The sequence below is a fragment of the Marinobacter sp. B-21 genome (assembly GCF_056857895.1).
The window spans coordinates 13,074-36,493 of record NZ_JBSXNZ010000085.1; the positions used below are offsets into that span (position 1 = coordinate 13,074).

General features: G+C 59.0%; 20 protein-coding genes and 1 other RNA gene. 19 read left to right on the top strand and 2 right to left on the bottom strand.

The genetic code is table 11. The features are described 5' to 3' along the window. Window positions 1-13: 13 nt before the first annotated feature. On the bottom strand, window positions 14-1,945 hold the full coding sequence (locus AC13C0_RS15035) for a penicillin-binding protein activator (protein ID WP_341581400.1): 1,932 nt from the start codon (window positions 1,943-1,945) through the stop codon (window positions 14-16). Window positions 1,946-2,020: 75 nt separating this feature from the next. Here AC13C0_RS15035 and rsmI point away from each other — a divergent pair, with 75 nt between their 5' ends. The 18 genes from rsmI (at window position 2,021) to lpxC (ending at window position 21,708) form a co-directional block, all read left to right on the top strand. After that, a complete protein-coding gene (gene rsmI, locus AC13C0_RS15040; protein ID WP_117619617.1) occupies window positions 2,021-2,917 on the top strand; it encodes a 16S rRNA (cytidine(1402)-2'-O)-methyltransferase in 897 nt (298 codons plus the stop codon). A 54-nt stretch (window positions 2,918-2,971) separates the two neighbouring features. Beyond that, an RNA gene (gene rnpB, locus AC13C0_RS15045) (RNase P RNA component class A) lies at window positions 2,972-3,322 on the top strand. Window positions 3,323-3,627: 305 nt separating this feature from the next. Further along, a complete protein-coding gene (mraZ, locus tag AC13C0_RS15050; RefSeq protein WP_117619618.1) occupies window positions 3,628-4,080 on the top strand; it encodes a division/cell wall cluster transcriptional repressor MraZ in 453 nt (150 codons plus the stop codon). Continuing rightward, the gene (rsmH, locus tag AC13C0_RS15055; protein ID WP_117619619.1) at window positions 4,077-5,060 is read left to right on the top strand and encodes a 16S rRNA (cytosine(1402)-N(4))-methyltransferase RsmH; all 984 of its coding nucleotides are present in this window, start codon (window positions 4,077-4,079) and stop codon (window positions 5,058-5,060) included. The genes mraZ and rsmH overlap by 4 nt, the downstream gene beginning before the upstream one ends. A gap of 2 nt (window positions 5,061-5,062) precedes the next feature. Further along, window positions 5,063-5,467: a cell division protein FtsL gene (ftsL, locus tag AC13C0_RS15060; RefSeq protein ID WP_117619620.1), complete on the top strand. Its 405-nt coding sequence runs from the start codon at window positions 5,063-5,065 to the stop codon at window positions 5,465-5,467. Window positions 5,468-5,497: 30 nt separating this feature from the next. Then, complete coding sequence (locus AC13C0_RS15065; RefSeq protein ID WP_341581401.1) at window positions 5,498-7,237, top strand: peptidoglycan D,D-transpeptidase FtsI family protein; 1,740 nt, start codon at window positions 5,498-5,500, stop codon at window positions 7,235-7,237. 4 nt (window positions 7,238-7,241) lie between these two features. Further along, window positions 7,242-8,726: a UDP-N-acetylmuramoyl-L-alanyl-D-glutamate--2,6-diaminopimelate ligase gene (locus AC13C0_RS15070; protein WP_341581402.1), complete on the top strand. Its 1,485-nt coding sequence runs from the start codon at window positions 7,242-7,244 to the stop codon at window positions 8,724-8,726. Continuing rightward, window positions 8,723-10,111 (top strand): UDP-N-acetylmuramoyl-tripeptide--D-alanyl-D-alanine ligase, encoded by a 1,389-nt coding sequence (locus tag AC13C0_RS15075; RefSeq protein ID WP_117619623.1) that lies wholly within the window; start codon window positions 8,723-8,725, stop codon window positions 10,109-10,111. Before AC13C0_RS15070 ends, AC13C0_RS15075 begins: the two co-directional genes overlap by 4 nt. Then, the gene (mraY, locus tag AC13C0_RS15080) at window positions 10,096-11,181 is read left to right on the top strand and encodes a phospho-N-acetylmuramoyl-pentapeptide-transferase (protein ID WP_117619624.1); all 1,086 of its coding nucleotides are present in this window, start codon (window positions 10,096-10,098) and stop codon (window positions 11,179-11,181) included. Before AC13C0_RS15075 ends, mraY begins: the two co-directional genes overlap by 16 nt. Window positions 11,182-11,196: 15 nt before the next feature. Next, entirely contained in the window at window positions 11,197-12,537 is a 1,341-nt protein-coding gene (gene murD / locus AC13C0_RS15085; RefSeq protein WP_117619625.1) for a UDP-N-acetylmuramoyl-L-alanine--D-glutamate ligase, read from the top strand. Next, window positions 12,537-13,736 carry a putative lipid II flippase FtsW gene (gene ftsW / locus AC13C0_RS15090; protein ID WP_117619626.1) on the top strand — a complete coding sequence of 400 codons (1,200 nt, stop codon included), beginning with the start codon at window positions 12,537-12,539 and terminating at the stop codon, window positions 13,734-13,736. Before murD ends, ftsW begins: the two co-directional genes overlap by 1 nt. Next, complete coding sequence (gene murG / locus AC13C0_RS15095) at window positions 13,729-14,814, top strand: undecaprenyldiphospho-muramoylpentapeptide beta-N-acetylglucosaminyltransferase (protein WP_117619627.1); 1,086 nt, start codon at window positions 13,729-13,731, stop codon at window positions 14,812-14,814. The genes ftsW and murG overlap by 8 nt, the downstream gene beginning before the upstream one ends. Then, on the top strand, window positions 14,807-16,252 hold the full coding sequence (murC, locus tag AC13C0_RS15100; protein WP_117619628.1) for a UDP-N-acetylmuramate--L-alanine ligase: 1,446 nt from the start codon (window positions 14,807-14,809) through the stop codon (window positions 16,250-16,252). The genes murG and murC overlap by 8 nt, the downstream gene beginning before the upstream one ends. A 1-nt stretch (window position 16,253) precedes the next feature. Next, window positions 16,254-17,219, top strand: a complete 966-nt coding sequence (locus tag AC13C0_RS15105) for a D-alanine--D-alanine ligase (RefSeq protein WP_205422351.1) — start codon at window positions 16,254-16,256, stop codon at window positions 17,217-17,219. Then, window positions 17,212-18,051 (top strand): cell division protein FtsQ/DivIB, encoded by an 840-nt coding sequence (locus AC13C0_RS15110; RefSeq protein ID WP_117619630.1) that lies wholly within the window; start codon window positions 17,212-17,214, stop codon window positions 18,049-18,051. Before AC13C0_RS15105 ends, AC13C0_RS15110 begins: the two co-directional genes overlap by 8 nt. Window positions 18,052-18,087: 36 nt before the next feature. After that, window positions 18,088-19,323: a cell division protein FtsA gene (gene ftsA, locus AC13C0_RS15115; protein ID WP_099619447.1), complete on the top strand. Its 1,236-nt coding sequence runs from the start codon at window positions 18,088-18,090 to the stop codon at window positions 19,321-19,323. Window positions 19,324-19,419: 96 nt separating this feature from the next. Further along, window positions 19,420-20,577 (top strand): cell division protein FtsZ, encoded by a 1,158-nt coding sequence (gene ftsZ, locus AC13C0_RS15120; RefSeq protein WP_117619631.1) that lies wholly within the window; start codon window positions 19,420-19,422, stop codon window positions 20,575-20,577. Between the two features lie 213 nt (window positions 20,578-20,790). Beyond that, window positions 20,791-21,708 (top strand): UDP-3-O-acyl-N-acetylglucosamine deacetylase, encoded by a 918-nt coding sequence (lpxC, locus tag AC13C0_RS15125; protein WP_099619445.1) that lies wholly within the window; start codon window positions 20,791-20,793, stop codon window positions 21,706-21,708. Between the two features lie 11 nt (window positions 21,709-21,719). Here the strand turns inward: lpxC and AC13C0_RS15130 are convergent, their stop codons facing one another. Beyond that, window positions 21,720-22,166 (bottom strand): DciA family protein, encoded by a 447-nt coding sequence (locus tag AC13C0_RS15130; RefSeq protein WP_117619632.1) that lies wholly within the window; start codon window positions 22,164-22,166, stop codon window positions 21,720-21,722. A 215-nt stretch (window positions 22,167-22,381) separates the two neighbouring features. On the opposite strand from AC13C0_RS15130, the gene AC13C0_RS15135 reads away from it, so the two are divergent. Further along, window positions 22,382-23,335, top strand: coding sequence for a M23 family metallopeptidase (locus tag AC13C0_RS15135; protein ID WP_117619633.1), 954 nt, complete (start codon window positions 22,382-22,384; stop codon window positions 23,333-23,335). Window positions 23,336-23,420 lie beyond the last annotated feature (85 nt).

Sequence of the window (23,420 nt, forward strand, 5' to 3'; positions counted from 1 at the left end):
ATTGAATTGTTCCTTAATTCTGTCTGGTGACCGGCATTGCCACATTTCGGGAAGAGGTGTCGGAGACTCCGGGCGTGAGCTTCGGCAGAAGTTCCGGCGTTCCGTTCCGGAATTGTGCCCATAGCTGTTCCCGGTGGATGCTGCCGTACGGTGTCATGGTCAGGACGCCGGTCTGCCCCGCAATCGAGGCGCTGTCGACCTGCCTGAGCAGTGGTAGCCGTTTGCTAAGGTGCCAGGCGTCTGCGCCCATGGCAAACAGTCGGCCTTGCTGGCCTCGGGTGCCTGACATGATCTCCGTGGCCCCTGCGCGAAGTTCGCTATCGTCCCCGAGAACCCAGGGAATATCGGTGAAAATAACCCCGTTCAGGTCACGGTCCCGGGAAGGCGATGGGGTGCCTTCGTAGATGATGGAGGGCGAATAAACGGGCAGGTCGCCCCCGAAATAGAAGGCAAACAGCGGCTTGAACTGGCGCGCGACCGTGGCCTCTGCCACCATGACGATGGCGTCCGCATCCTGACGACGGCGGGGCTCGAATTCAACGTTTATACCAATGGTGCGTTCGACCTGGATGGCCCGGTCACGGGATACGGTAATGCCAAGCAGGTCGGCTGTCACGGCCCTGAGATTGTCTTCCCTGAAGAAGCGTTCGATATCCAGGGCAACACCATCAGAGGCGGCGATCCGCTGCAGGAGCGCTTGTTCCACGCGGTCGCCCCACTCGCCTTGGGGAATAAGTACCAACACCTGACGCAGCCCTTCGGCCAACAGTCTGTCGGCTATCTGGCGCGCTTCATCTTCGGCTGACAGGCCAAACTGGTAGAGGCCGTCCGGTGCCTGGGTGCCGGATGGCAGGTAATTCAGTCCCAGAGCCGGTATCGGAAGAGTGTTCATGGAACCAAGTCCGGCGAGGGCCTCTTTCTCAAGAGGGCCGACCACCAGATCAATGTCCTGTTCTGAAAGCTCGCGATACAGTTCGCTGAACGGTGTTGCGGAGGTGTCAAAGATCCGGATATCGGTTTTACTGCGATTAGCGGAGTCGTCCAGGTAGTAGGCGGCAAGAAAACCGTCCCGAATCGCTTTCCCTGCTGTTGCCAGCGGGCCTTTAAGGGGCAGCGCCAGAGCGATTTTCTCGGGTCGGCTGTCGGCAAGTGTCGCGATCAGCCGCAGGTCGGACGGCAGCACCTGCGCGGCGGGATGGCCCGGCCAGTTGTTCTGCCAGCCGCGTATGATCCGACCCTGTTCATCGATGCCGATATCGGGTGCTCGTACAATCCTTGCCAGCTCCAGCCAGCCTTGGGCCTCATAGCCGATTGCATCCGCTGAGGCGGAATCCAGCTGGCCATCAGGTACTTGCTCCAGAAATGACCAGACCCGGTCATGAATTTGCTGTGCATCGGCAGTATTGTCGGTCTGGGCCAGCAATATGAGGGTCATGGCCGCGGACAACGGGTTTTCTGCAAGTGCGAAGGTGTCGGCTTGCAGATTTGCTGCCCGCGCCATCAGGTCTGCCGGGTAGTCGATGAAATCCGAAGGTGACATCCCACTGGCAAGTTCTTTTGCCCAGGATTTATCGGCAAGCGCCGTTGCGCTTGCCATGGACAGGAGCAGTTTCTGGTTTTCAAGTGCCGGTGCAGCTTGCGCCAGCCGCTCACTTTGGAGTAGCGTTCGGGCTGCCGCGTGGTCGCCCTGATCCTGGAACCGGCTGGCAATTCTGAGCAGGTAGGCCTGGGCCGTCTCGAGGTTGTCTTCCCTGCTGGCCATTTCAAGGGCCTGATCGGCAGTTTGCGCAATGTGCGAATCAAGATTGACGCTGGCACAACCGGCGGAAAAAAGGGCGGCGGCAAGAACGCTGGCCAGGGCTCGTTTATGGATGCGGGTCTCTATCATGGCAAGCTCGATATACTCCGGATTATTGGGCTTGTGGCGCCAGACTAACGGTGGCAAGTTTAACAGCTCCGGGCTGAATTCACATGACGTAACTGTCACGGTCCGGGGGTTCCCATCAATGAGGCAGGCACTTTGAAAAATGTGGTCAGTGATTTCCCCTCTGGGGTGAGCCGGGAAGGTGCTTCAGGCGGAACGCTTTTTATTGTTGCTACGCCGATTGGTAATCTGGACGATATGTCTCCGCGCGCAACCAGGGTCCTGGCCGGTGTTGATGTGGTAGCCGCTGAGGATACAAGGCACAGTGGCCGGCTGCTGAATCATCTGGGCATTCAGAAGCGGCTGGTTGCGCTGCACGATCACAACGAAAAAGACCGTGCTGCCAGCTTGCTGGCGGAACTTGAAGCGGGGCGGGATGTGGCCCTGATTTCCGATGCCGGCACTCCGCTGATCTCCGATCCGGGCTATGTTCTGGTCCGTGAGGCCAGAGCCGCCGGATTCGTGGTCAGTCCCATTCCGGGTGCCTGTGCTCTGGTGACCGCGTTGAGTGCCGCCGGGTTGCCCACAGACCGGTTCCTGTTTGTGGGATTTCTTCCCGCAAAGCGTTCCGGCCGCCGCGCGAGTCTTGAGTCTCTCTCCAGTGAAGTTGCGACCCTCGTCTTTTACGAATCGCCCCACCGGATCCTCGAATCCGTGCGGGATATCGCCGAGGTTCTGGGGCCTGACCGGGAGATGGTGCTGGGCCGGGAAATCACCAAGACTTTCGAGACCTTCTATTCAGGCGCGGTGCACGAGGTTCTGGCCGAGCTGGAGCAGGACCCCCATGGCACCCGTGGTGAGTTTGTGGTGATGATCCGTGGTGCCGAACCTCGCGCTGACGATAGCGATGCGGCGACTCTGGATGTTGATCGGGTGCTGAAGGTGCTGCTGGCGGAATTGCCGGTAAAGAAGGTGGCGAAGATGGCCGCCGAATTGACCGGGCTTTCAAGGAACGAGCTTTATCGGCGGGCGCTGGCGCTGAAAGATGGTTGAGTGCCCGTGGCAGTTTCTCTTGCAAGGCTGTAGGCGCAGGAGTATTGTCACGGCCGAGCTCGCCAGACAGTCGCCGCCGGTTTCACCGGGGGAGGAAAGTCCGGGCTCCACAGGGCAAGGTGCCAGGTAACGCCTGGGCGGCGCGAGCCGACGGAAAGTGCAACAGAAAGCAGACCGCCTAAGCGCCTTCGGGCGACGGTAAGGGTGAAACGGTGCGGTAAGAGCGCACCGCGTGGCTGGCAACAGTCCACGGCGATGGTAAACCCCACCTGGAGCAAGACCAAATAGGAATCCAATGGCGTGGCCCGCGCTGGATTCGGGTAGGTTGCTTGAGGCCTGTGGTGACGCAGGCCCTAGATGAATGACTGTCCAAGACAGAACCCGGCTTATCGGCGAGCTCACTTTTTTATTCCCTTCATGTGAAGTCTGTCATTCTCAACAGATGTCTTTTATAGCCAAAAAATCTTAAACCTCACTTGTCTTCTTTAGATCTTTTTGCAGGTGTTTGATTTTACTTCTTTTCTTTTTCGTAATCTCACCATTTCATTGAATCCGGCTCTGTAACCTCTTGTCATAAAAGGAACTTTCCCGCGTGTGGCGCTGTTTGCGGCGCTTGCATTGTGTATTGCGTGTTTCTATAGTGTGCGGAAGTGGGAAAAAGTGGTTTCTAGTGGTTTTTTGTGGATTTCAGGCACCCAGAGACAGTGTGAATGAGTAATTTTCTCGGCAGTCATGCCATCAATATGGATGCGAAGGGTCGCCTGGCGATCCCTGCCAAGGTGCGCGAACAGCTCGCGCAGGCCTGTGGTGGGCGCATTGTATTGACGGCGAATGCCGACGAAGAGCGGTGTCTGCTGGTCTATCCCGAGCCCGAATGGGAAGTTCTGAGGCCCAAGATTGAGGCCCTTCCCAATATGAATAAGGCGGCCCGCCGACTGCAGCGTCTGATCCTGGGTAACGCGGCGCCCATGGAGCTGGACTCAGCCGGGCGCATCCTGATTCCCCCGACCCTGAGAAGCTACGCCCATCTGGAGAAAAAGCTGATGCTGATCGGGCAGGGCAAAAAGTTCGAGTTGTGGAGCGAAGAGCGCTGGTTTGCCTGGCTGGATGAGTCCTCCGATGACGATGACATGCCGCCCGAGATGGAGGCGCTGTCGCTATGACCTCCGATCGCAGGCAGGAAGCCGGAGCGTCTTATTCGCATCGCTCGGTGCTCCTGGATTCGGCGGTCGACTATCTGGTCAACGACCCCGACGGATACTACGTGGATGGCACCTTTGGGCGGGGTGGCCACAGCCGTCTGATTCTTGGGCGTCTGGGTGAGGCGGGCCAGCTGCTGGGTATTGATAAGGACCCCGAAGCAATCAGGGCGGCCCGGGGACTCGAAGCGAAGGACGGCCGCTTCCACTGTTTTCACGGCTCTTTTGCCGAGCTGGACACAGCCGTCACCGGGCAGGGCTGGAAATCGGTGAACGGTGTGTTGCTGGATCTTGGTGTCTCGTCACCCCAGCTTGATGACGCGTCCCGTGGTTTCAGTTTCATGCGCGATGGCCCATTGGATATGCGGATGGATACCGGGCAATCACCGACTGCCGCGCAATGGCTGGCAACGGCAGAAGAAGCTGAAATCGCAGACGTGATCTGGCGGTATGGGGAGGAACGCTTCTCCCGCCGTATTGCCCGGCTCCTGGTTCAGCGTCGGCAGGAAGTGCCTGTTGAGACGACTCGCCAACTGGCGGAACTGGTCAGCGAGGCGGTGCCCAAAAAAGAGAAGCACAAGCACCCGGCCACGCGGACCTTCCAGGCGATCCGGATTTTTATCAACCGGGAGCTGGAAGATCTCGAAATTGGCCTCCGGGCGGCGGTCGATCGGCTGGCAACGGGTGGCCGGCTGGTGGTCATCAGCTTTCATTCGCTGGAAGACCGGCTGGTTAAACGATTTATGCGGGACCTGGCCCGCGGGCCCCAGATGCCCAAAGGTGTACCGGTGACCGCAGACCAGGAAGCGTCGGACTTCCGACTTGTTGGCAAGGCCAATAAGGCCGGTGCTGACGAAGTAAGCGACAATGTACGCGCCCGCAGCGCAGTCATGCGGGTGCTGGAACGCACTGATATCAGAAAAAACTCGCAGGGGAGCGTGTAGTCATGGGCGCGGTAGCCATTGAAGAGCCGGTTAAAACGGCAAAGTTGAACAAGCAGAAAGTCCGGGATGGCGTGGCAACGGCTGTTCGTATTTCACGGCAGGTTTTTGATGCCACACGGCAGGGCAAGGTCCTGGTGTCTCTTGCTCTGGTGGTGGTGCTGGTTGCTTCCTCCATTGGTGTTGTCGTGAGCGCTCATGAGAACCGTGGGCTTTTCAATACCTTGTCGCAGCTTCAGGCGGAGCGGGATCGGTACCAAAGTGAATGGAGTCAGCTTCTGCTTGAACAAAGCGCCCTGAGCGCTCATGGCCGGGTGGAGAATCTGGCGGCAGAGCGTTTCAATATGGTGGTGCCGGGGCGTCAGGACATTGTACTGGTACCTCTGATGTCTCCGGTTGCCAGTCAGTAACCAACGATAACAACATTCAGGGTGATCGACGTGTCCGATCAGGGGAAGCAGACAACATGGGGGCAGCGTTTGGCGTCCGGGCTGGCAGCCTGGCGCTTTGGCTCCGTGCTGGGCGTCTTTCTCCTGGTTGTCGGGGTGCTGGGCTGGCGTCTGGTCGACCTGCATGTGGTCGACAACGAATTTCTGCGCAAGCAGGGGGATGTCCGGACCATGCGGGTTGAGGCCATCGACGCCCACCGAGGTGTTGTTACCGATCGATATGGTGAACCTCTGGCGGTCAGTACGCCGGTGCAGACCATCTGGGCCAACCCCTCCGAGACCGATCCCGCTGAGCCGCGTCTGACCAATCTTGCCCGGCTGCTCGACATCAGTGAAGCCTCCCTGCGTGAGCGGCTGAAGGAGTATTCCGGTCGTGAGTTCATCTACCTGCGCCGCAAGGTTCAGCCTGATCTCGCCAGACAGGCCCTGGCTCTGGATATTCAGGGTGTTTATGCGCGCCAGGAATACCGTCGTTACTACCCCGCAGGCGAAGTGACGGCTCACGTGGTCGGTTTTACGAATATCGACGAGCGTGGCCAGGAGGGTATCGAGCTGGCCTACAATCAATGGTTGTCCGGCGAATCCGGCCGCAAGCGGGTTCTCAAGGATAACCGGGGCAGGATTATCAAGGACCTGACGCTGATCAGGGACGCCCGCCCCGGTCGTGATCTCGCGCTCAGTATTGATCTGCGTCTTCAGTACCTGGCTTACCGTGAGCTAAAAGCCGTGGTAACCGCCCACAATGCCCGCGGCGGCACACTGGTCATGCTGGATGTCGATTCCGGTGAGGTTCTGGCAATGGTGAACCAGGGGTCTTACAACCCCAACGACCGCAGCCAGCTGGCAGCGGAAAACCTCAGAAACAAGGCCATCACTGATCTGTTTGAGCCCGGTTCAACCATGAAGCCGATCACCATGGCGGCAGCGCTGGAATCTGGTAAATATTCAGTCAATAGCACCATTGATACCAACCCGGGTTACCGGCGTTTTGGCCGTTTTACCATCCGCGATCATCGCAACTATGGCCTGCTGGGTGTGACTGACATTATTGTCAAATCCAGCAATGTGGGAATCAGCAAGATCGCTACCGATCTCGGCGGTGATGTTATCCGGGATCTGTATGCGCGAATGGGGCTCGGCCAGCCAACCGGGATCGGCTTTCCCGGGGAAGCCGTCGGTGTGCTGCCAGCGCCATCGAAGTGGCGGCCGGTGGAAGAGGCGACCCTGTCCTATGGTTACGGTATGAGCGTGAATGCTCTTCAGCTGGCACAGGCCTATATGGTGATTGCCAATGGTGGTGTGCATTACCCCCTGAGCCTTGTGAAGCGCGATGAAGAGCCCGAAGGCTATCGGGTGTTGTCCGAGCAGGTCAGTTATGAGGTCCGCAATATGCTCCGGCAGGTGGTTTCCCGTGGTACGGGAAAGCGGGCCCAGCCGGGATTCTATTCTGCCGGGGGCAAGACCGGAACGGTTCACCTGGTTGGCGATCAGGGCTATGAAGACAGTCAGTACAAAGCCATCTTTGCAGGTATCGCACCTATTGATAATCCGAGACTGGTTACGGTTGTGGCCGTTGATGCGCCGCAGTCCGGTGAATATTACGGCGGGGAAGTGGCAGCGCCGGTGTTCGCCAGGGTGATGAGTGACGCACTGCGACTACTGAATGTGAAGCCTGAACTGGACGTTGGGGAGGCAAAAACTGTTTCTCCAGCGCCCGGGGAGCGAGGGTAAGCCTATGTGCATCACATCTCTCAGCACTTTGTTGCAAGGAGTCATGGTGGTTCCGTCGGTCTTCGACGTAACTATCCATGGTCTGAAGACCGACAGCCGGGAGGTGGCCTCCGGCGACGCGTTTATTGCGCTGTCGGGGACCAGTACGCCCGCTGATTTTTATGTCGATGCGGCGATTAAAGCGGGTGCTACGGCTATCCTTCTGGAATCCGATCGGGCCGCCGAATGCTCGGAACGACATGGGGCCCTGGTGGTCCCGGTGGTCGGTCTTCGTGGTTTGGTCGGGAGGATTGCCGATCGGTTTTTCGAACATCCGTCGCAACGCCTGCGCCTGATTGGTGTCACCGGAACCAACGGCAAGACGTCGGTTTGCCAGTACGTTGCCCAGCTCCTTAAAGAGACGGGAACACCCTGCGGTGTCCTCGGCACCCTCGGTTATGGCATGCCCGGTGCACTGCATCCGGCGACCCATACCACGCCAGACGCGGTTCAGGTGAACCGGGTTCTGTCACGGATCCTGAAACAGAACGGTCGCGCAGCTGTCATGGAAGTCTCCTCCCATGCCCTGGACCAGGGGCGAATCGACAACCTCACCATGACCTGCGCCGTGTTTACCAACCTGACCCGGGATCATCTGGATTACCACGGGTCGATGGCGGCATACGGCGAGGCGAAGGCCTGCTTGTTTGAGCGTGAGGAGTTGCACTTCTCTGTCATCAACTTTGACGACCCTTTCGGCCGGCAGCTATTTGATCAGCTGGCGGGCAAATGTGATCGCGTCCGCTACAGTCTGCACGAAGCCCAGACAGAACTCTGGTTGCGCGAATTCCGGCCAACCGATGAGGGCTTTGAGGCGGAAGTGGATGGTGAGTGGGGCCGGTTTGCTATTTCCGTTCCCCTGATGGGCAGTTTCAATGCCAGTAATGTGCTGGCGGCCATGGCCACAGTCCTGACCCTCGGCGTTCCGGTCGAGCGGGTGCAGCAGGCCACTGCCCGCCTGACACCGCCGCCGGGAAGGCTTGAAAGGTTTGGTGGTGCCAGCGGCGTCAGGGTGGTGGTTGACTACGCCCACACACCGGATGCCCTTGCCAATGCCCTTGCGGCGCTGCGCCCCCATGTTGCCGGAGACCTGATTTGTGTGTTCGGATGCGGCGGCGACCGCGATGCTGGCAAGCGTCCGGAAATGGCGCGGGAGGCTGAAAAGCTGGCGGACCGCGTTGTGGTGACCGATGACAATCCGCGCAGCGAAGACCCCGCTGTCATTGTCCGCGACATTGTTGCCGGGTTTACGGATACGGAGAAGGTTGCGGTCATTCATGACAGGGCTGAGGCAATCCAGACGGCTATCCGCACGGCAACCCCGGATGACCTGGTGCTTATCGCCGGAAAAGGCCATGAGGCCTATCAGGAAATCGCCGGCCAGAAGTACCCCTTCAGCGATGCCGAGCACGTTCGTCACATCTTGAAGCTGAACGGGGGTGTGGCATGATGCGCGCCTTTTCACTGGCCGAGGCCCGAAGCTGGCTGGGTGCCGAGTGCGAGTCTGATGATCTGTCGTCAGTGGTGTTTGGTGGAGTCTCAACCGATACCCGCACTCTTGAACAGGGGCAGCTGTTCGTTGCTCTCCGGGGCGAGAATTTTGATGGCCACCGTTTTTTGCGGCAGGCCCGCGAGCAAGGAGCCGCTGCTCTGGTTGTCGATGTGCCGGACAGCACCGTGTCGTTACCCCAGCTCGTGGTAGCCGACACGCTCATGGCCCTGGCGCAGTTGGCGGCCGGGAATCGCGGAGAGAGTGAAGCCAGAATCCTCGCCATCACCGGCAGCAGTGGCAAGACGACCGTCAAGGAAATGTGTGCCGCGATTCTGTCGCAGATGGGACCAACACTGTCGACCCGGGGCAACCTGAACAACCACATCGGTGTGCCGCTGACGCTGTTCGGTCTCTCGCCGGAGCACCGTTTTGGCGTTATTGAGCTGGGAGCCAGTGGGCTGGGCGAAATCGCCCATACGGTTGCATTGGCAAAGCCCGGGGTTGCCATTCTGACCAACGCGGGTCAGGCCCATTTAGAGGGCTTTGGCAGCTACGACAATATTGTGCTGGCCAAAGGCGAAATTATCGATGGGGTTGATGCCGAGGGCCTGGTGGTGCTGAACCGGGATGATCCGGCCTTCAGCCAATGGCAGCAACGTGCGGGTGGTCGCCGGGTTGTCGGTGTCAGCCGGCTGGATGCGGCAGCGGACTACCACGCCGTGATTGAGAGTCATGACGACGGCACCAGAGCCATTCAGGTGCACGGCCCGGACAACTGGCGCTGCCGGGTTTCGCTGGCGCTTGAGGGTGATCACAACATCACCAACATGTTGCTGGCCATTGCCGCAACCCGGGAGCTGGGTGCCGACGACCGGGCCATTATCAGTGGGCTGGGGCAGGTTGCGCCGGTTAAGGGGCGGCTACAGGTGTTGAACCTGTCGCCGGAACTGACGTTGATTGATGACAGTTACAACGCCAACCCGGCTTCGATGAAAGCTGCTTTGGGTGTTCTGGGTCAGCGGGCAGGGCAGAAGATTGCAGTCCTGGGCGCGATGGCAGAGCTTGGCCCGGACGCACGGGCGCTACACCAGGACGTGGGAGAGTGCGCCAGGGAGCATGGCATTGACCGAATGATCACTGTGGGGCCTGGCTGTGAGGGGTACGCCGATGGGTTTGGTGAGGGCACAGAGCCGTGTCTGACCCATGACCAGGCAGTCGAATCTGTTGTCAGGGCAAAAAACACACCGTTGACAGTGTTGGTCAAGGGTTCTCGTAGTTCCGCCATGGATCGCGTGGTGGAGGGAATTAAAGAAAAGGTGAATAACTCATGCTGCTCTGGCTGACAGAGGTCCTGTCACAATATTTTTCGGCACTGACGGTGTTTCAGTACCTGACCCTGCGCGGAATTCTGGGAACACTCACGGCCCTGCTCATTTCACTGATCATCGGCCCGGTTATGATCCGTAAGCTGAGCCAGTACCAGATTGGCCAGGCGGTGCGGGACGACGGCCCGCAAACCCATCTCAGCAAGGCCGGTACGCCCACCATGGGTGGTGCGCTGATTCTGGTCGCCATCGGTGTCAGCACCCTGCTTTGGGCGGATCTGGGAAATCGTTATGTCTGGGTCACCATTCTGGTGACTCTTCTGTTTGGTGCCATCGGCTGGGTCGACGACTATCGCAAAGTGGTCGAGCGAAACCCGCGCGGCTTGCCGGCCCGCTGGAAGTACTTCTGGCAGTCGTTGATCGGTGCCACTGCGGCGATTGTGCTCTATTTCAGTTCTGCCTTGCCCCAGGAAACCTCCCTGTATGTGCCGTTCGTCAAGCAGGTTTCCCTGACCCTCGGGCCGGTGCTCTTCATCCTGTTGAGCTACTTCGTCATTGTCGGTAGCAGCAACGCTGTCAACCTTACAGACGGGCTGGATGGCCTTGCCATCATGCCCACGGTCATGGTGGCCGGCGCGCTTGGCATTTTTGCGTACCTGTCCGGCCATGCCCAGTTCGCCAATTATCTTCTGATTCCGCACCTGCCCGGAACCGGTGAACTCATTGTGTTCTGTGGTTCCCTGGTGGGCGCTGGCCTGGGATTTCTGTGGTTCAACACCTACCCGGCCCAGGTCTTCATGGGGGATGTTGGCGCGCTCGCCCTCGGTGCGGCTCTCGGGGTGGTTGCGGTTATTGTCCGGCAGGAAATTGTGCTCTTCATTATGGGTGGTGTCTTCGTTATGGAGACAATCTCAGTGATCCTGCAGGTTGCCTCGTTCCGTCTGACCGGGCGCAGAATCTTCCGCATGGCCCCCCTGCATCATCACTTTGAATTGAAAGGCTGGCCAGAGCCCCGGGTTATTGTCCGGTTCTGGGTCATCACAGTCGTTCTGGTCCTGATTGGCATTGCCAGTCTGAAACTGAGATAGGAAAACGCTGCTGCTATGAGTGTCATTGTTTCGGATCGCCGCACACTGGTCGTAGGGCTCGGTAAAACCGGGCTCTCCTGCGTGCGCTATCTGTCTGAACAAGGGCGGGACATAGCGGTTGCAGACACCCGCACGGCGCCTCCCGGTCTGGATGAGCTCAGAGCAGGCTGGCCGGATACTCCGGTGCATCTCGGGCCTTTCGACCGCGACCTGTTTGCAGGTTTCAACGAATTGGTGGTGAGCCCGGGCATCAGTATTGCGGAGCCAGCGATCGCGGGTGCTGCGAAGCAGGGCGCACGCATCCGGGGCGACATTGACCTGTTCGCCGAGGCGGCGGATGCCCCCATCGTTGCAATCACCGGCTCCAACGGCAAAACCACGGTGACCACCCTGTTGGGTGAAATGGCCAGAGCGGCCGGTCGCAAGGTGGCCGTGGGGGGCAATATCGGTACTCCGGCCCTGAACCTGTTAAACCAGGGCGCAGACCTGTACGTGCTCGAGTTGTCCAGTTTCCAGCTGGAGACCACGGAAGAGCTGAACGCCCTTGCGGCCACGGTACTGAACGTCAGTGACGATCACATGGACCGCTACCCGGACAGGATGGCCTATTTCCAGGCCAAACAGCGGATTTACCGGGGCTGCAGGAATGCCATTGTCAATCTGGACGATGCCCTCAGTACACCGATGGCGCGGGACAACCTCAGGTTCCTGTGTTTTGGTTTTCACAGGGTAAACCCGGAAACCTTTAGTACCCGGGATGACGACCAGGGCACCTGGATTACTTTTGGTTTCGACAACCTGATCCTCGCCAGTGAACTCAGGCTGCTCGGGCGCCACAATATCAGCAATGTCATGGCGGCCCTGGCACTGGGACACGCTACGGGACTGCCGATGGACGTGATGCTGAAGGTGGCCCGGGAGTTTCCGGGCCTGCCGCACAGGTGCGAATTTGTTCGCCGGTTTAACAGCGTGGATTTCATAAACGATTCCAAGGGCACGAATGTCGGTGCAACGGTGGCGGCCATCGAGAGCCTGGCTCCAGAGAATGGCAAGGTTGTGCTGATTGCCGGCGGTGATGGAAAGGGCGCCGATTTCACCGCGCTGGAGGCACCCATTGCCCTGCACTGCCGGGCGGTGGTGCTGATCGGTCGCGATGCCCCGGCCATTGCTGATGTTCTTGGCAGTGGTGTTCCGGTTTATCAGTCGGAGAGTCTGGCAGACGCGGTCTCCAGGTCTGCGGAACTGGCGTACCCGGGGGACCGGGTGTTGCTGTCCCCGGCCTGTGCCAGCTTTGATATGTTCCGCGATTACCTGGACCGTGGTGATCAGTTCCGTTCACTGGTGGAGGGCCTGTGATGAACGCAGATCTTTCATTGCCAGACCGGAACCAGTGGCTTGGAGAAATCCAGCCGCTGGCCATGCTGGTGATCAGTTCCGTGGCGCTGATGGTCGTAGGGGTTGTGATGATTTCGTCAGCATCCATGGATATGGCCGCTGAAACCCTGGGTAACAGCTATCACTACGTGATTCGCCAACTGATGTTTGCCGGCCTTGGTTTTCTTGCGGCACTGGTGGCCGTCAATGTGCCTGTGGCCTGGTGGGAACGCAGTGGCTGGTTGCTTCTGGGTATCGGTCTTCTGGTGCTCGTTCTGGTCCTTACACCCCTCGGACGAACCGTGAACGGCTCGACCCGATGGATTCCTTTTGGCCTGTTTAATGTCCAGGTATCGGAAGTGGCCAAGCTATGCCTGATAGCGTACCTGGCCGGCTACGTTGTCCGGCGCCGTGAGGAGTTGCTCAATACCTGGGCCGGCTTCCTGAAACCCTTGGTGGTTCTGGGGCTCGCATCGGTTCTTCTGGTTATTCAGCCAGACTTTGGTGCCACGGTGGTGCTGGTCACGGCCGCGGCGGGAATGATCTTCCTGAGCGGTGTGCGGCTGAGTCGGTTTGTGCCGTTGATCGGCACGTTGGTGGTGTTGGGTGCCATTCTCATCGTCACCCAGCCGTACCGCCTGAAGCGGGTCGTCAGTTATCTCGACCCCTGGAAAGACCAGTTCGACAGCGGCTACCAGCTGACCCAGTCGCTGATTGCCTTTGGTCGTGGAGACTGGGGCGGTGTCGGCCTGGGCAATTCCATCCAGAAGCTGTTTTACCTGCCAGAGGCTCATACCGATTTCATCTTCGCGATTATTGCCGAGGAGTTCGGGCTCCTGGGTTCGCTGCTTGTGCTCAGTCTGTTCACACTGCTGGTGATTACCGGCTTCGTGATCGCCCGCCGGGCCGAGAATGCGGGCATGCCTTTTGCCGCCTGCTTTGCTTACGGCCTGACTTTGCTGGTTGGCCTGCAGGCCGGTATCAACATGGCGGTCAGTACCGGTCTGCTGCCCACCAAGGGACTGACCCTGCCGCTGGTCAGCTATGGCGGCTCCAGCCTGATAATCACCTGCGTCAGCATCGGCATTCTGGCCAGGGTTGAAATGGAGCGTCTCGATCAGGAAAAGCTGGCCCGTGAAAAGGCCGGTCCGAAAAAGCGGGGGGGTGCGGTTTATGACTGACCAGCGCCGCTTTCTGATGATGGCTGGCGGTACCGGTGGGCATGTTTTCCCGGCTCTGGCCACGGCACGTGCCCTTGAAGCCCGCGGTCACCAGGTCTACTGGCTTGGCGCCAGCGGCGGTATGGAGCAGAGGCTGATCGGTGAGACCGATATTCCGCTTTCGCTGATTCATATTTCCGGTTTGCGGGGTAAGGGCAGACTTGCGCTGGTGCTCGCACCGTTCCGCCTGATGCGGGCTCTCGGTGAGGCATTCACCGTCCTGCGCCAGATTCGTCCGGATTGTGTGGTCGGCATGGGCGGTTTTGTCACCGGGCCCGGTGGTGTGGCCGCCTGGCTGACCCGGACCCCGCTGGTGATACACGAACAGAATGCCATTGCGGGAATGACCAACCGGATTCTGGTGAGGTTTGCGGAAACCGTGCTCGAAGCCTTCCCCGGAAGCTTTGGACCGAAAGTCGTCACCCGGTGCACCGGCAATCCGGTCCGGGAGGATCTGGCGACGTTACCCGCACCAGAGCAGCGGTTGGCGGGCCGGGAGGGTCCTCTCAGGTTGCTGGTGATTGGCGGCAGTCTTGGTGCCCAGGTGTTCAACCAGCAGTTGCCGGAGGCACTGGCCCTGCTGCCAGAAACACAACGACCGGTTGTTCGCCACCAGTGTGGTGAACGCCATGCTGAGGTTGCCCGGGCGGCTTATGAAAAACACGGGGTTGAGGCGAGCGTCGAACCGTTTATCAAGGACATGGCAGATGCCTACCAATGGGCCGATCTGGTTCTGTGCCGCTCCGGCGCGCTGACCGTCTCCGAGCTCTGTGCCGCGGGCATCGGCGCTGTGTTGGTGCCGTTTCCCCATGCAGTGGACGATCACCAGACCAAAAACGGTGAGCAAATGGTGGCCGAGAAGGCCGCCATATTGATCCCGCAATCAAAGATGACCCCGGTCGTACTGGCAGAAACCCTGGGTGATTTATCCCGGGACCGCAGCCGGGTAACCGATATGGCGAAGGCTGCCAGAACATTGGCCCGCCCTGATGCAACGGAGAGAGTCGTGAATTACTGTCTGGAGGCCGCTAATGGCTGATGCAAACAATCCGCCCCTGGTCTATCAGGTGCCTGAAATGCGCCGGATCCGCCACATCCATTTCGTGGGTATTGGTGGTGCCGGTATGAGTGGCATAGCCGAGGTGCTCAAAAACCAGGGGTATGACGTCTCCGGCTCGGATCTGAAAGAAGGCCCGGTTACCGGTCGCCTGAAAGCCATGGGCGTCGAGGTTCAGATCGGTCATAGGGAAGAAAACAGTGCCAGCGCAGATGTCGTGGTGGTTTCGTCTGCTGTGGCTTCTGACAATCCGGAAGTCACAGCCGCCCGCAACCGGCGTGTTCCTATTGTGCCCAGGGCCGAAATGCTGGCTGAGATCATGCGTTACCGGCACGGGATCGCTGTGGCTGGTACCCATGGTAAAACCACCACAACCAGTCTGATCGCATCGGTTCTGGGTGAGGCCGGGCTGGATCCGACTTTCGTGATCGGCGGCAAGCTGAACAGTGCCGGCACCAATGCCCAGCTCGGTGGGTCCCGCTATCTGGTGGCGGAGGCTGACGAAAGCGATGCGTCGTTCCTGCATCTGACGCCGGTCATTTCGGTGGTTACCAACATCGAAGCGGACCACATGGATACCTATGGCGGCGATGTTGAAAAGCTGAAGCAGACCTTCGTCGATTTCCTTCATAACCTGCCGTTTTATGGCGTGGCGGTGATGTGCGTAGACGACGCTTATGTCCAGGAAATCATTCCCCGGATATCGAGGGCGATCATTACCTATGGCATCGACAACCCGGAGGCGGATTACCGGGCCGAGAACATCACCTCCGATGGCTTGCGGACCCACTTTGTGGTGAAGCGCCCGGCCGGCCGGAGCGATCTGACGGTGGAACTGAAAATGCCCGGTCGTCACAACGTGGCGAACGCGCTGGCGGCGATTGCCGTGGCGACCGATGAAGGTGTCGCGGATGAGGCGATTGGCCGTGGTCTGGCCGGATTTGCCGGTGTCGGACGCCGGTTCCAGGTGTACGGCGACTACAAGACGCCCAAAGGCACAATCACCCTGGTGGATGATTATGGTCACCACCCCACTGAGGTTGAGGCGGTTATCCGTGCCGCCCACGATGCCTGGCCGGATCGACGTCTGGTGATGGTGTACCAGCCGCACCGATATAGCAGGACCCGTGATCTTTACGAAGATTTCGTCCGCGTGTTGTCGGAGGTGGACAGTTTGCTGCTGATGGATGTCTATTCTGCCGGCGAGCCTGCGATCCCGGGGGCTGATGGCCGCGCCCTGTGCCGCAGCATTCGCCAGAGAGGGCAGGTAGAGCCGGTGTTCGTTGAGGATAACCGGGAGATTGAATCCCTGCTGGCCAATGTGCTGCAGGATGGCGACCTGTTGATAACCCAGGGCGCCGGGGATATTGGTGGAGTGGCTTCGCGGTTGGCGGCCGCGGGAGTGATCACAGGTGAGTGAGATGCATCATGCGGAACCACAGGCCTATCAGGCCGACCCCGACCTCGTGCGGGCTCTCGGACGCGTGGCCGTTTTTATGGGCGGTGATTCCGCAGAGCGGGAGGTATCCCTGAAAAGCGGAAAGGCGGTTCTGGCGGCACTGGTGTCGGCCGGCGTGGATGCCTACGCAGTGGATGTCCGGGGCTGCCTGTTGAGAACCGTGGACAGCCCGGAGTTTGACCGGGTGTTCATTGCCCTGCATGGCCGTGGCGGTGAGGACGGTACGCTTCAGGCCATCCTGTCTCAGGCGGGTATTCCCTACACCGGTAGCGAAATGCTGGCCTCGGCCCTGGCCATGGACAAGTTGAGAACCAAGTACGTGTTCGAGGGCTGCGGTCTGCCGACTCCGAAATTCCGGACCATGTCCGATGTTGCCCAGGCCGACCAGATCATTGGCGAATTGCGGGCTCCGTTGAGTGTGAAGCCTTCCCGGGAAGGTTCCAGCATCGGTATCCGTAAGGTTTACACCGCAGCCGAGCTGGCCGAAGCCTACGAAGCGGCTGCGGCGCTGGACAGTCTGGTATTGGTGGAAGAGTGGATTGAAGGGCCGGAGTTTACTGTCAGTCTGCTGCAGGACCAGGCGCTTCCGGCGATCGGGCTGAGCACGGACCACGTGTTCTACGACTACGACGCCAAGTACCTGGCGGACGACACCCGCTACCGGATTCCCTGCGGTCTGGCACCTGAGGATGAAGTGCGGCTTCAGCACCTGGCACTGGATGCGTTCCGGGTTGTCGGCTGCCGGACCTGGGGCCGGGTTGACATCATGCAGGACAGCGACGGCAAGTTCTGGCTGCTGGAAGTCAATACCGTGCCGGGAATGACTGATCACAGTCTCGTACCTATGGCGGCCAAGGCGGCGGGCATCAGCTTTGAAGAGCTGGTGGTAAGGATTCTCAGGGACACACTGGAGGTCGCCGATGCTTGAGACACTGCTGATCCGGAGCCGGGCTACACCGTCCGAGCCCCCGCGGCGCCGGGGGGCAACCTCCCTCGGGACTGAGCGGGACCGGTTTGGCGTGTTGAGAGGTGTTCTGGCAGCGGTGCCCTGGCTTCAGGTGGGTATGGGCGCGGTGATTGTTCTGCTTGCCGCTCTGGTGCCCTGGGGAACCGGCAAGGTATTGGGCGCCATGGATCAGCAGATCCTGGCGGTGGATGTGAAAGGGGATTTTATCGGCGATAGCCGGATTGCAATCGAGCGTGCGGCCGGCAACTGGATTGGCAAGAGCTATTTCGCCACGGATCTGTCCGACATCAAGGCCAGCCTGGAGCGTCGGCCCTGGGTTGAATCCGCTGCCGTGCAGCGGGTCTGGCCAGATCGCCTGGTGATTGATATCCGGGAAAAGAAGCCGTTGGCCTACTGGACCGACGGGCGCCTGGTAAGCCGGACCGGTGAACTGTTTGCGCCATCCAACCCGGAAGTGGCGGGCAGGTTACCCCGGCTGGCGGGACCGGATGAACGGGTGCGTGATGTGATCGACATGGCGCGGACCATGAGCGAAAAGCTGGTTGCCCGGGGACTGGGTTTTGCGGGTTTGTCCCTGGAACATCGGGGCGCCTGGACCCTGCAGCTGGCCAACGGCATCGAAGTGGTGCTTGGTCGGGATCAGGTGAAACAGCGATTTGAACGGTTTATCACGGTTTATGAAAACCGGCTGGCGGCACGGTCGGACGAAGTCAGTCGGGTGGATGCCCGTTACACCAATGGTGTGGCGGTCAAGTGGAAGGCTGCTGTGGCAGCTTCCGGCCCAAAATCATAGCAACGGTTAATACAGACCTACGGTTTGGTGGAACACATGTCATCGGTTGAAACGGAAAACATGATTGTCGGCCTCGACATCGGAACTTCGAAAGTGGTTGCGATTGTCGGCAAGCGCAAGATGGACGGCACCATCGAAGTGGTGGGCATTGGCTCGCATCCTTCCAGGGGTCTCAAGCGCGGGGTGGTGGTAAACATTGAAACCACTGTCCAGGCGATTCAGCGCGCCGTGGAAGAGGCAGAGTTGATGGCAGGGTGTCGCATTCATTCGGTATACGCAGGTATCGCCGGTAGCCACATCAAGAGCCTGAACTCCCACGGGATTGTTGCCATCCGTGACCGGGAAGTCACCCAGGCCGATATCGACCGGGTAATTGATGCCGCCCAGGCGGTTGCGATTCCGGCAGATCAGAAGATCCTGCACATTCTGCCCCAGGAATTTGTGATTGACAGTCAGGAAGGCATCAAGGAGCCGATGGGCATGTCCGGTGTGCGGCTGGAGGCGAAGGTTCATCTGGTGACCTGCGCGGTTAACGCCGCCCAGAATATCGAGAAATGCGTGAAGCGCTGTGGCCTTGAGGTGGATGACATCATCCTGGAGCAGCTGGCGTCCAGTCACGCCATTCTCACCGAAGATGAAAAGGAACTGGGCGTCTGTGTGGTGGACATCGGTGGCGGAACCACCGACATCGCCGTGTTCACCGGTGGTGCGATTCGTCATACCGCGGTGATCCCGATCGCCGGCGATCAGGTGACCAACGATATCGCCATGGCACTGCGGACACCGACCCAGAATGCCGAAGAAATCAAGATCAAGTATGCCTGCGCGCTGACCCAACTGGCCGGCGCCGATGAAACCATCAAGGTGCCCAGCGTCGGGGATCGCGCTCCGCGGGATCTCTCGCGGCAGGCTCTGGCCGAGGTCGTGGAGCCCCGTTACGAGGAGCTGTTCACACTGGTGCAGTCCGAATTGCGCCGGTCCGGGTTCGAGGACCTGATTCCGGCGGGCATCGTGATTACCGGCGGTTCTTCCACCATGGAAGGCGTGGTGGAGCTGGCCGAAGAGATCTTCCACATGCCGGTAAGGCTGGCCTGTCCGCAGGCAGTCTCCGGCATGACGGAAGTGGTCAACAATCCGATCTACGCCACCGGCGTGGGGTTGTTGATTCATGGTTTCCGCCAGATGGATCTGGGGCGGACGCCGGTGCTCAAGGGTGAAGATGCACCCTCGCTGTTTGAGCGCATGAAAGCCTGGTTCACCGGTCATTTCTGACGGCGCCGGGTGGCAGTACACGAAGGTATCTCGAAAACACAATCTCGAACAAACAGTCCGGAACAGGGCTGAAAACAGCACGAAGGAGTAGGGGAAATGTTTGAACTCGTCGATAATGTCCAGCAGAACGCTGTCATTAAAGTCGTCGGTGTTGGCGGAGGTGGCGGCAATGCCGTGCGCCACATGCTCAACAGCGACATCGAAGGTGTCGAATTTATCTGCGCCAATACCGATGCGCAGGCGCTGACCGACATGGACGCTCGCCAGATCATCCAGTTGGGGGGCAACATCACCAAAGGTCTGGGTGCCGGCGCCAATCCTGAGGTGGGCCGTCAATCCGCCCTGGAAGACAGGGATCGCATTGCCGAGGCGATCAAGGGCGCTGATATGGTGTTCATCACCGCTGGCATGGGCGGTGGTACCGGCACCGGTGCAGCGCCGATTGTGGCGGAAGTGGCCCGTGAACTTGGCATCCTTACCGTTGCCGTGGTTACCAAGCCATTCCTGTTCGAGGGTGGCAAGCGCATGAGCGTTGCCGAATCCGGCCTGAAGGAGCTTGAGGAGAGCGTCGACTCCCTGATCACCATCCCCAACGAAAAGCTGCTGGCGGTGATGGGCAAGAAAACCAGCCTGTTGGATGCGTTTGCCGCGGCAAATGATGTGCTGCTGGGCGCTGTTCAGGGGATCGCGGATCTGATCACCCGCAACGGTATGATCAACGTTGACTTTGCCGACGTAAAAACGGTCATGTCCGAAATGGGTATGGCAATGATGGGTACGGCCCGGGCCACCGGCGAAAACCGCGCACGGGAAGCTGCCGAAGCGGCCATCCGCAGCCCGCTGCTGGAAGACATCAACCTGCAGGGCGCCAAGGGTATCCTGGTAAACATTACCGCCGGTATGGACCTGAATCTGGGCGAATTCTCCGAGGTTGGCGACATCGTGCGTGAGTTTGCTTCTGACTCGGCTACTGTCGTAGTGGGTACCGTCATTGATCCGGAAATGACCGACGAACTGAAAGTGACCGTCGTTGCGACCGGGCTTGGCGGCGACCGCGAGAAGCCGGCCAAGGTTGTGGACAATACCCGCACCCTGGATGGGAAAACCGATTACAACCAGTTGGACCGCCCCGCCGTTCTGCGCCGTCGGGCCGTTTCCCATGGAAATGTGGCCATTGACCAGAGCAAAGAGAGCGCGGAACAGGGCGTTGACTATCTCGATATTCCCGCATTCCTTCGCCGGCAGGCGGACTGATAGTCTGTTGGAATTGTGATCCGGTTCCGGTCTGCGTGCGAAAAAAACGGAACCTCGAAGCCGGTAAATACGTGCGCTGAGTGCCTTGGGCCGGCGCCCGATGAACGTTTGGCGGGGACTGATTGGTTAAATGGTATTCAGTCTTATTTTCTGGTATTCTCCGGGCAGAATTTTGCCTAGAATATCGCCTTTTTGTGACGGAATTATGTACCGATGATCAAACAACGGACACTCAAAAACACCATCCGTGCCACCGGTGTTGGCTTGCACTCGGGTGAGAAAGTATATCTGACCCTGAAGCCTGCCCCGGTGGATTCAGGCATCATCTTCCGCCGTTCTGATCTGGACCCGATGGTCGAGATCCGTGCCTGTGCGGAAAATGTGGGTGAGACCATGCTGTCCACGACGCTGGTAAAAGACGGTGTCCGTGTGGCGACTGTCGAGCATCTGCTCTCCGCCATGGCTGGTCTCGGTATTGATAACTGCTTTGTGGAGCTCAGTGCTGCAGAAGTGCCGATCATGGACGGCTCTGCCGGTCCCTTCGTGTTTCTGCTGCAATCTGCCGGTATTGCCGAGCAGGAGGCTGCCAAGCGCTTTATCCGCATCAAGCGTGAAGTGACCATTGAAGAGGGCGACAAGAAAGCTACCTTCCTGCCGTTCGAAGGCTTCAAGGTAAGTTTCGGGATCGATTTCGATCACCCGGTCTTCAAGGGTCGTGCCCAGACTGCCACGGTCGACTTCTCGAGCACGTCCTTCGTGAAGGAAGTCAGCCGCGCACGGACCTTTGGTTTCATGCGCGACATCGAGAAGCTGCGTGCCATGAACCTGGCGCTCGGTGGCAGCGTGGATAACGCCATTGTGGTTGACGACTACAAGATTCTGAACGAAGACGGTCTTCGCTATGATGACGAGTTCGTCAAGCACAAGGTGCTGGACGCAATTGGCGACCTGTACCTGCTGGGCAACAGCCTGATTGGTGAGTTCCGCGGCGTAAAGTCCGGTCACGATCTGAACAACAAGTTGCTGCGTAAGCTCCGGGCTGAGGAAGATGCATGGGAAGTGGTTACGTTTGACGACGAAGCCACTGCGCCGATTTCCTACATGAAGCCCGCGCTGGCAGCCCAGGCTTAAAGCAGGACGCTTTAATCCCGGACGTGGCTTGCGAGTTTTTCGAGAACCTCGCGTAGTGCTTTATCCTTCGTGTGCCCGGCCTCCTCTTTGAGGAGCCGGGCATTTTCCTTACTTAAGGGTGCCTTTTTAAACGCGGGCTTCTCCCGGAACCTTGGCGGCGCGACTTTAACCTTCAGTTTCCAGACAAACCGGAACAGCTCGTTCTCTCGCAGTTTTTCCATGATTTCGTGCTGGCGGAAGCGAATCTGGCTGGCCTTGCCGGCGGTCTCCGCAGAAAGAACCAGTTCACCTTCCTTGCAGCTTATAAAGCGTGTGCCCTTGACCAGGTCTCCCGGAACGGCGGCCAGAACATGCTCCTCGGCCTGACGGTGAAGTTCCGCCCGTGCCACAAGATCCTTGAGTACCGGGGTCTTGCCGAGCTTGTCGAAGGTCATTTTTTGCTCACTTTTTCGTTTCATGGGCGCGTTTTTACTCGACGGCTCTGATTACGATTGGTTACACTTCGGCACGGTTTATGCGTAGTGCCTGTATTACACTCGTTTTACATTGTGGTAAATGAGTATGTCTACCGGGCGCTGCAATTTTTTCAGTATGTAGCTGTTGCCAGAGGATGGCAGGCCCACTCGGAATTTTTCCGGGGCGCAACGCTACAGGATGCGGTTGCGGCTCAACGATGAAACCAGAAGATGATATGAATATTATTCTTGTTGGCAAACACCACGGAAAGTCCCGTGTGTTGGCGATCAACGGTACTCTTGCCGTCGGCCTGCTCTTTTCGGTGCTCTCAATGCTCGTGGTCGCCGGCTGGGCCGGCTATGAGGTGGCCGTCCAGCGAGCTGAGGCGAGAGAACCTAGTAACTCGGAGCTGGTGGCAGGCTGGCAGCAAAGGTTGGCACAACAGAAGGCGGAGCTGGCTGGAATCGAGGAAAATGTCCAGCAGCAGGTGGACGCGCTGACACTTCGCCTGGGTGAAATTCAGGGGCGCCTGTTGCGACTGGATGCCCTGGGGCAACGGTTCGTGGAGTCCGGCCTGGTCGCGAGCGACGAATTCGATTTCGATCAGCCGGCTGCGGTAGGTGGTCCGGAAGATGGGGTGTCCGGCGATTCTTTCTCTGCGCCCGAGCTCACTCGCATGATCGAGGAAATGGAGCGGCGGATTGAAGACCGGGAGCAGCAGCTGCGTCTGCTGGATCAGGTGGCTTCCCGGCAGAAGCTCGAAGATGAGCTCTACCTTGAGGGCCGACCTATCACGTGGGGCTGGCTGTCCTCACGCTATGGTTACCGCTCTGATCCTTTCACCGGCAAACGTACATGGCATGCCGGGGTTGATCTTGCCGGCAAGGACGGCAGCAACATTATTTCGGTTGCCGGTGGCGTCGTGACCTATGCCGGCGAGCGCTACGGCTATGGCAATCTGGTTGAAATTGACCATGGCGACGGTCTTGTTTCCCGGTACGCTCACTGCAAAACCGTCAAGGTTCAGGTGGGTGATGTTGTTCAGAAAGGCCAGGTTGTGGCTCTGATGGGCAGTACCGGGCGCTCCACTGGCCCGCATGTCCATTTTGAAGTACTCCGGAACGGAAAGTCAGAGAATCCGGAAACTTACATCAAACGTGCGAGCCGTTAGTCATTTCCTGGCTCGCCGTTAGCTTTTGATTCTCCTCCGCCATTCGGTGGTCAGCCAGGTTTATATCCCGGAATCCGGTGTTTCG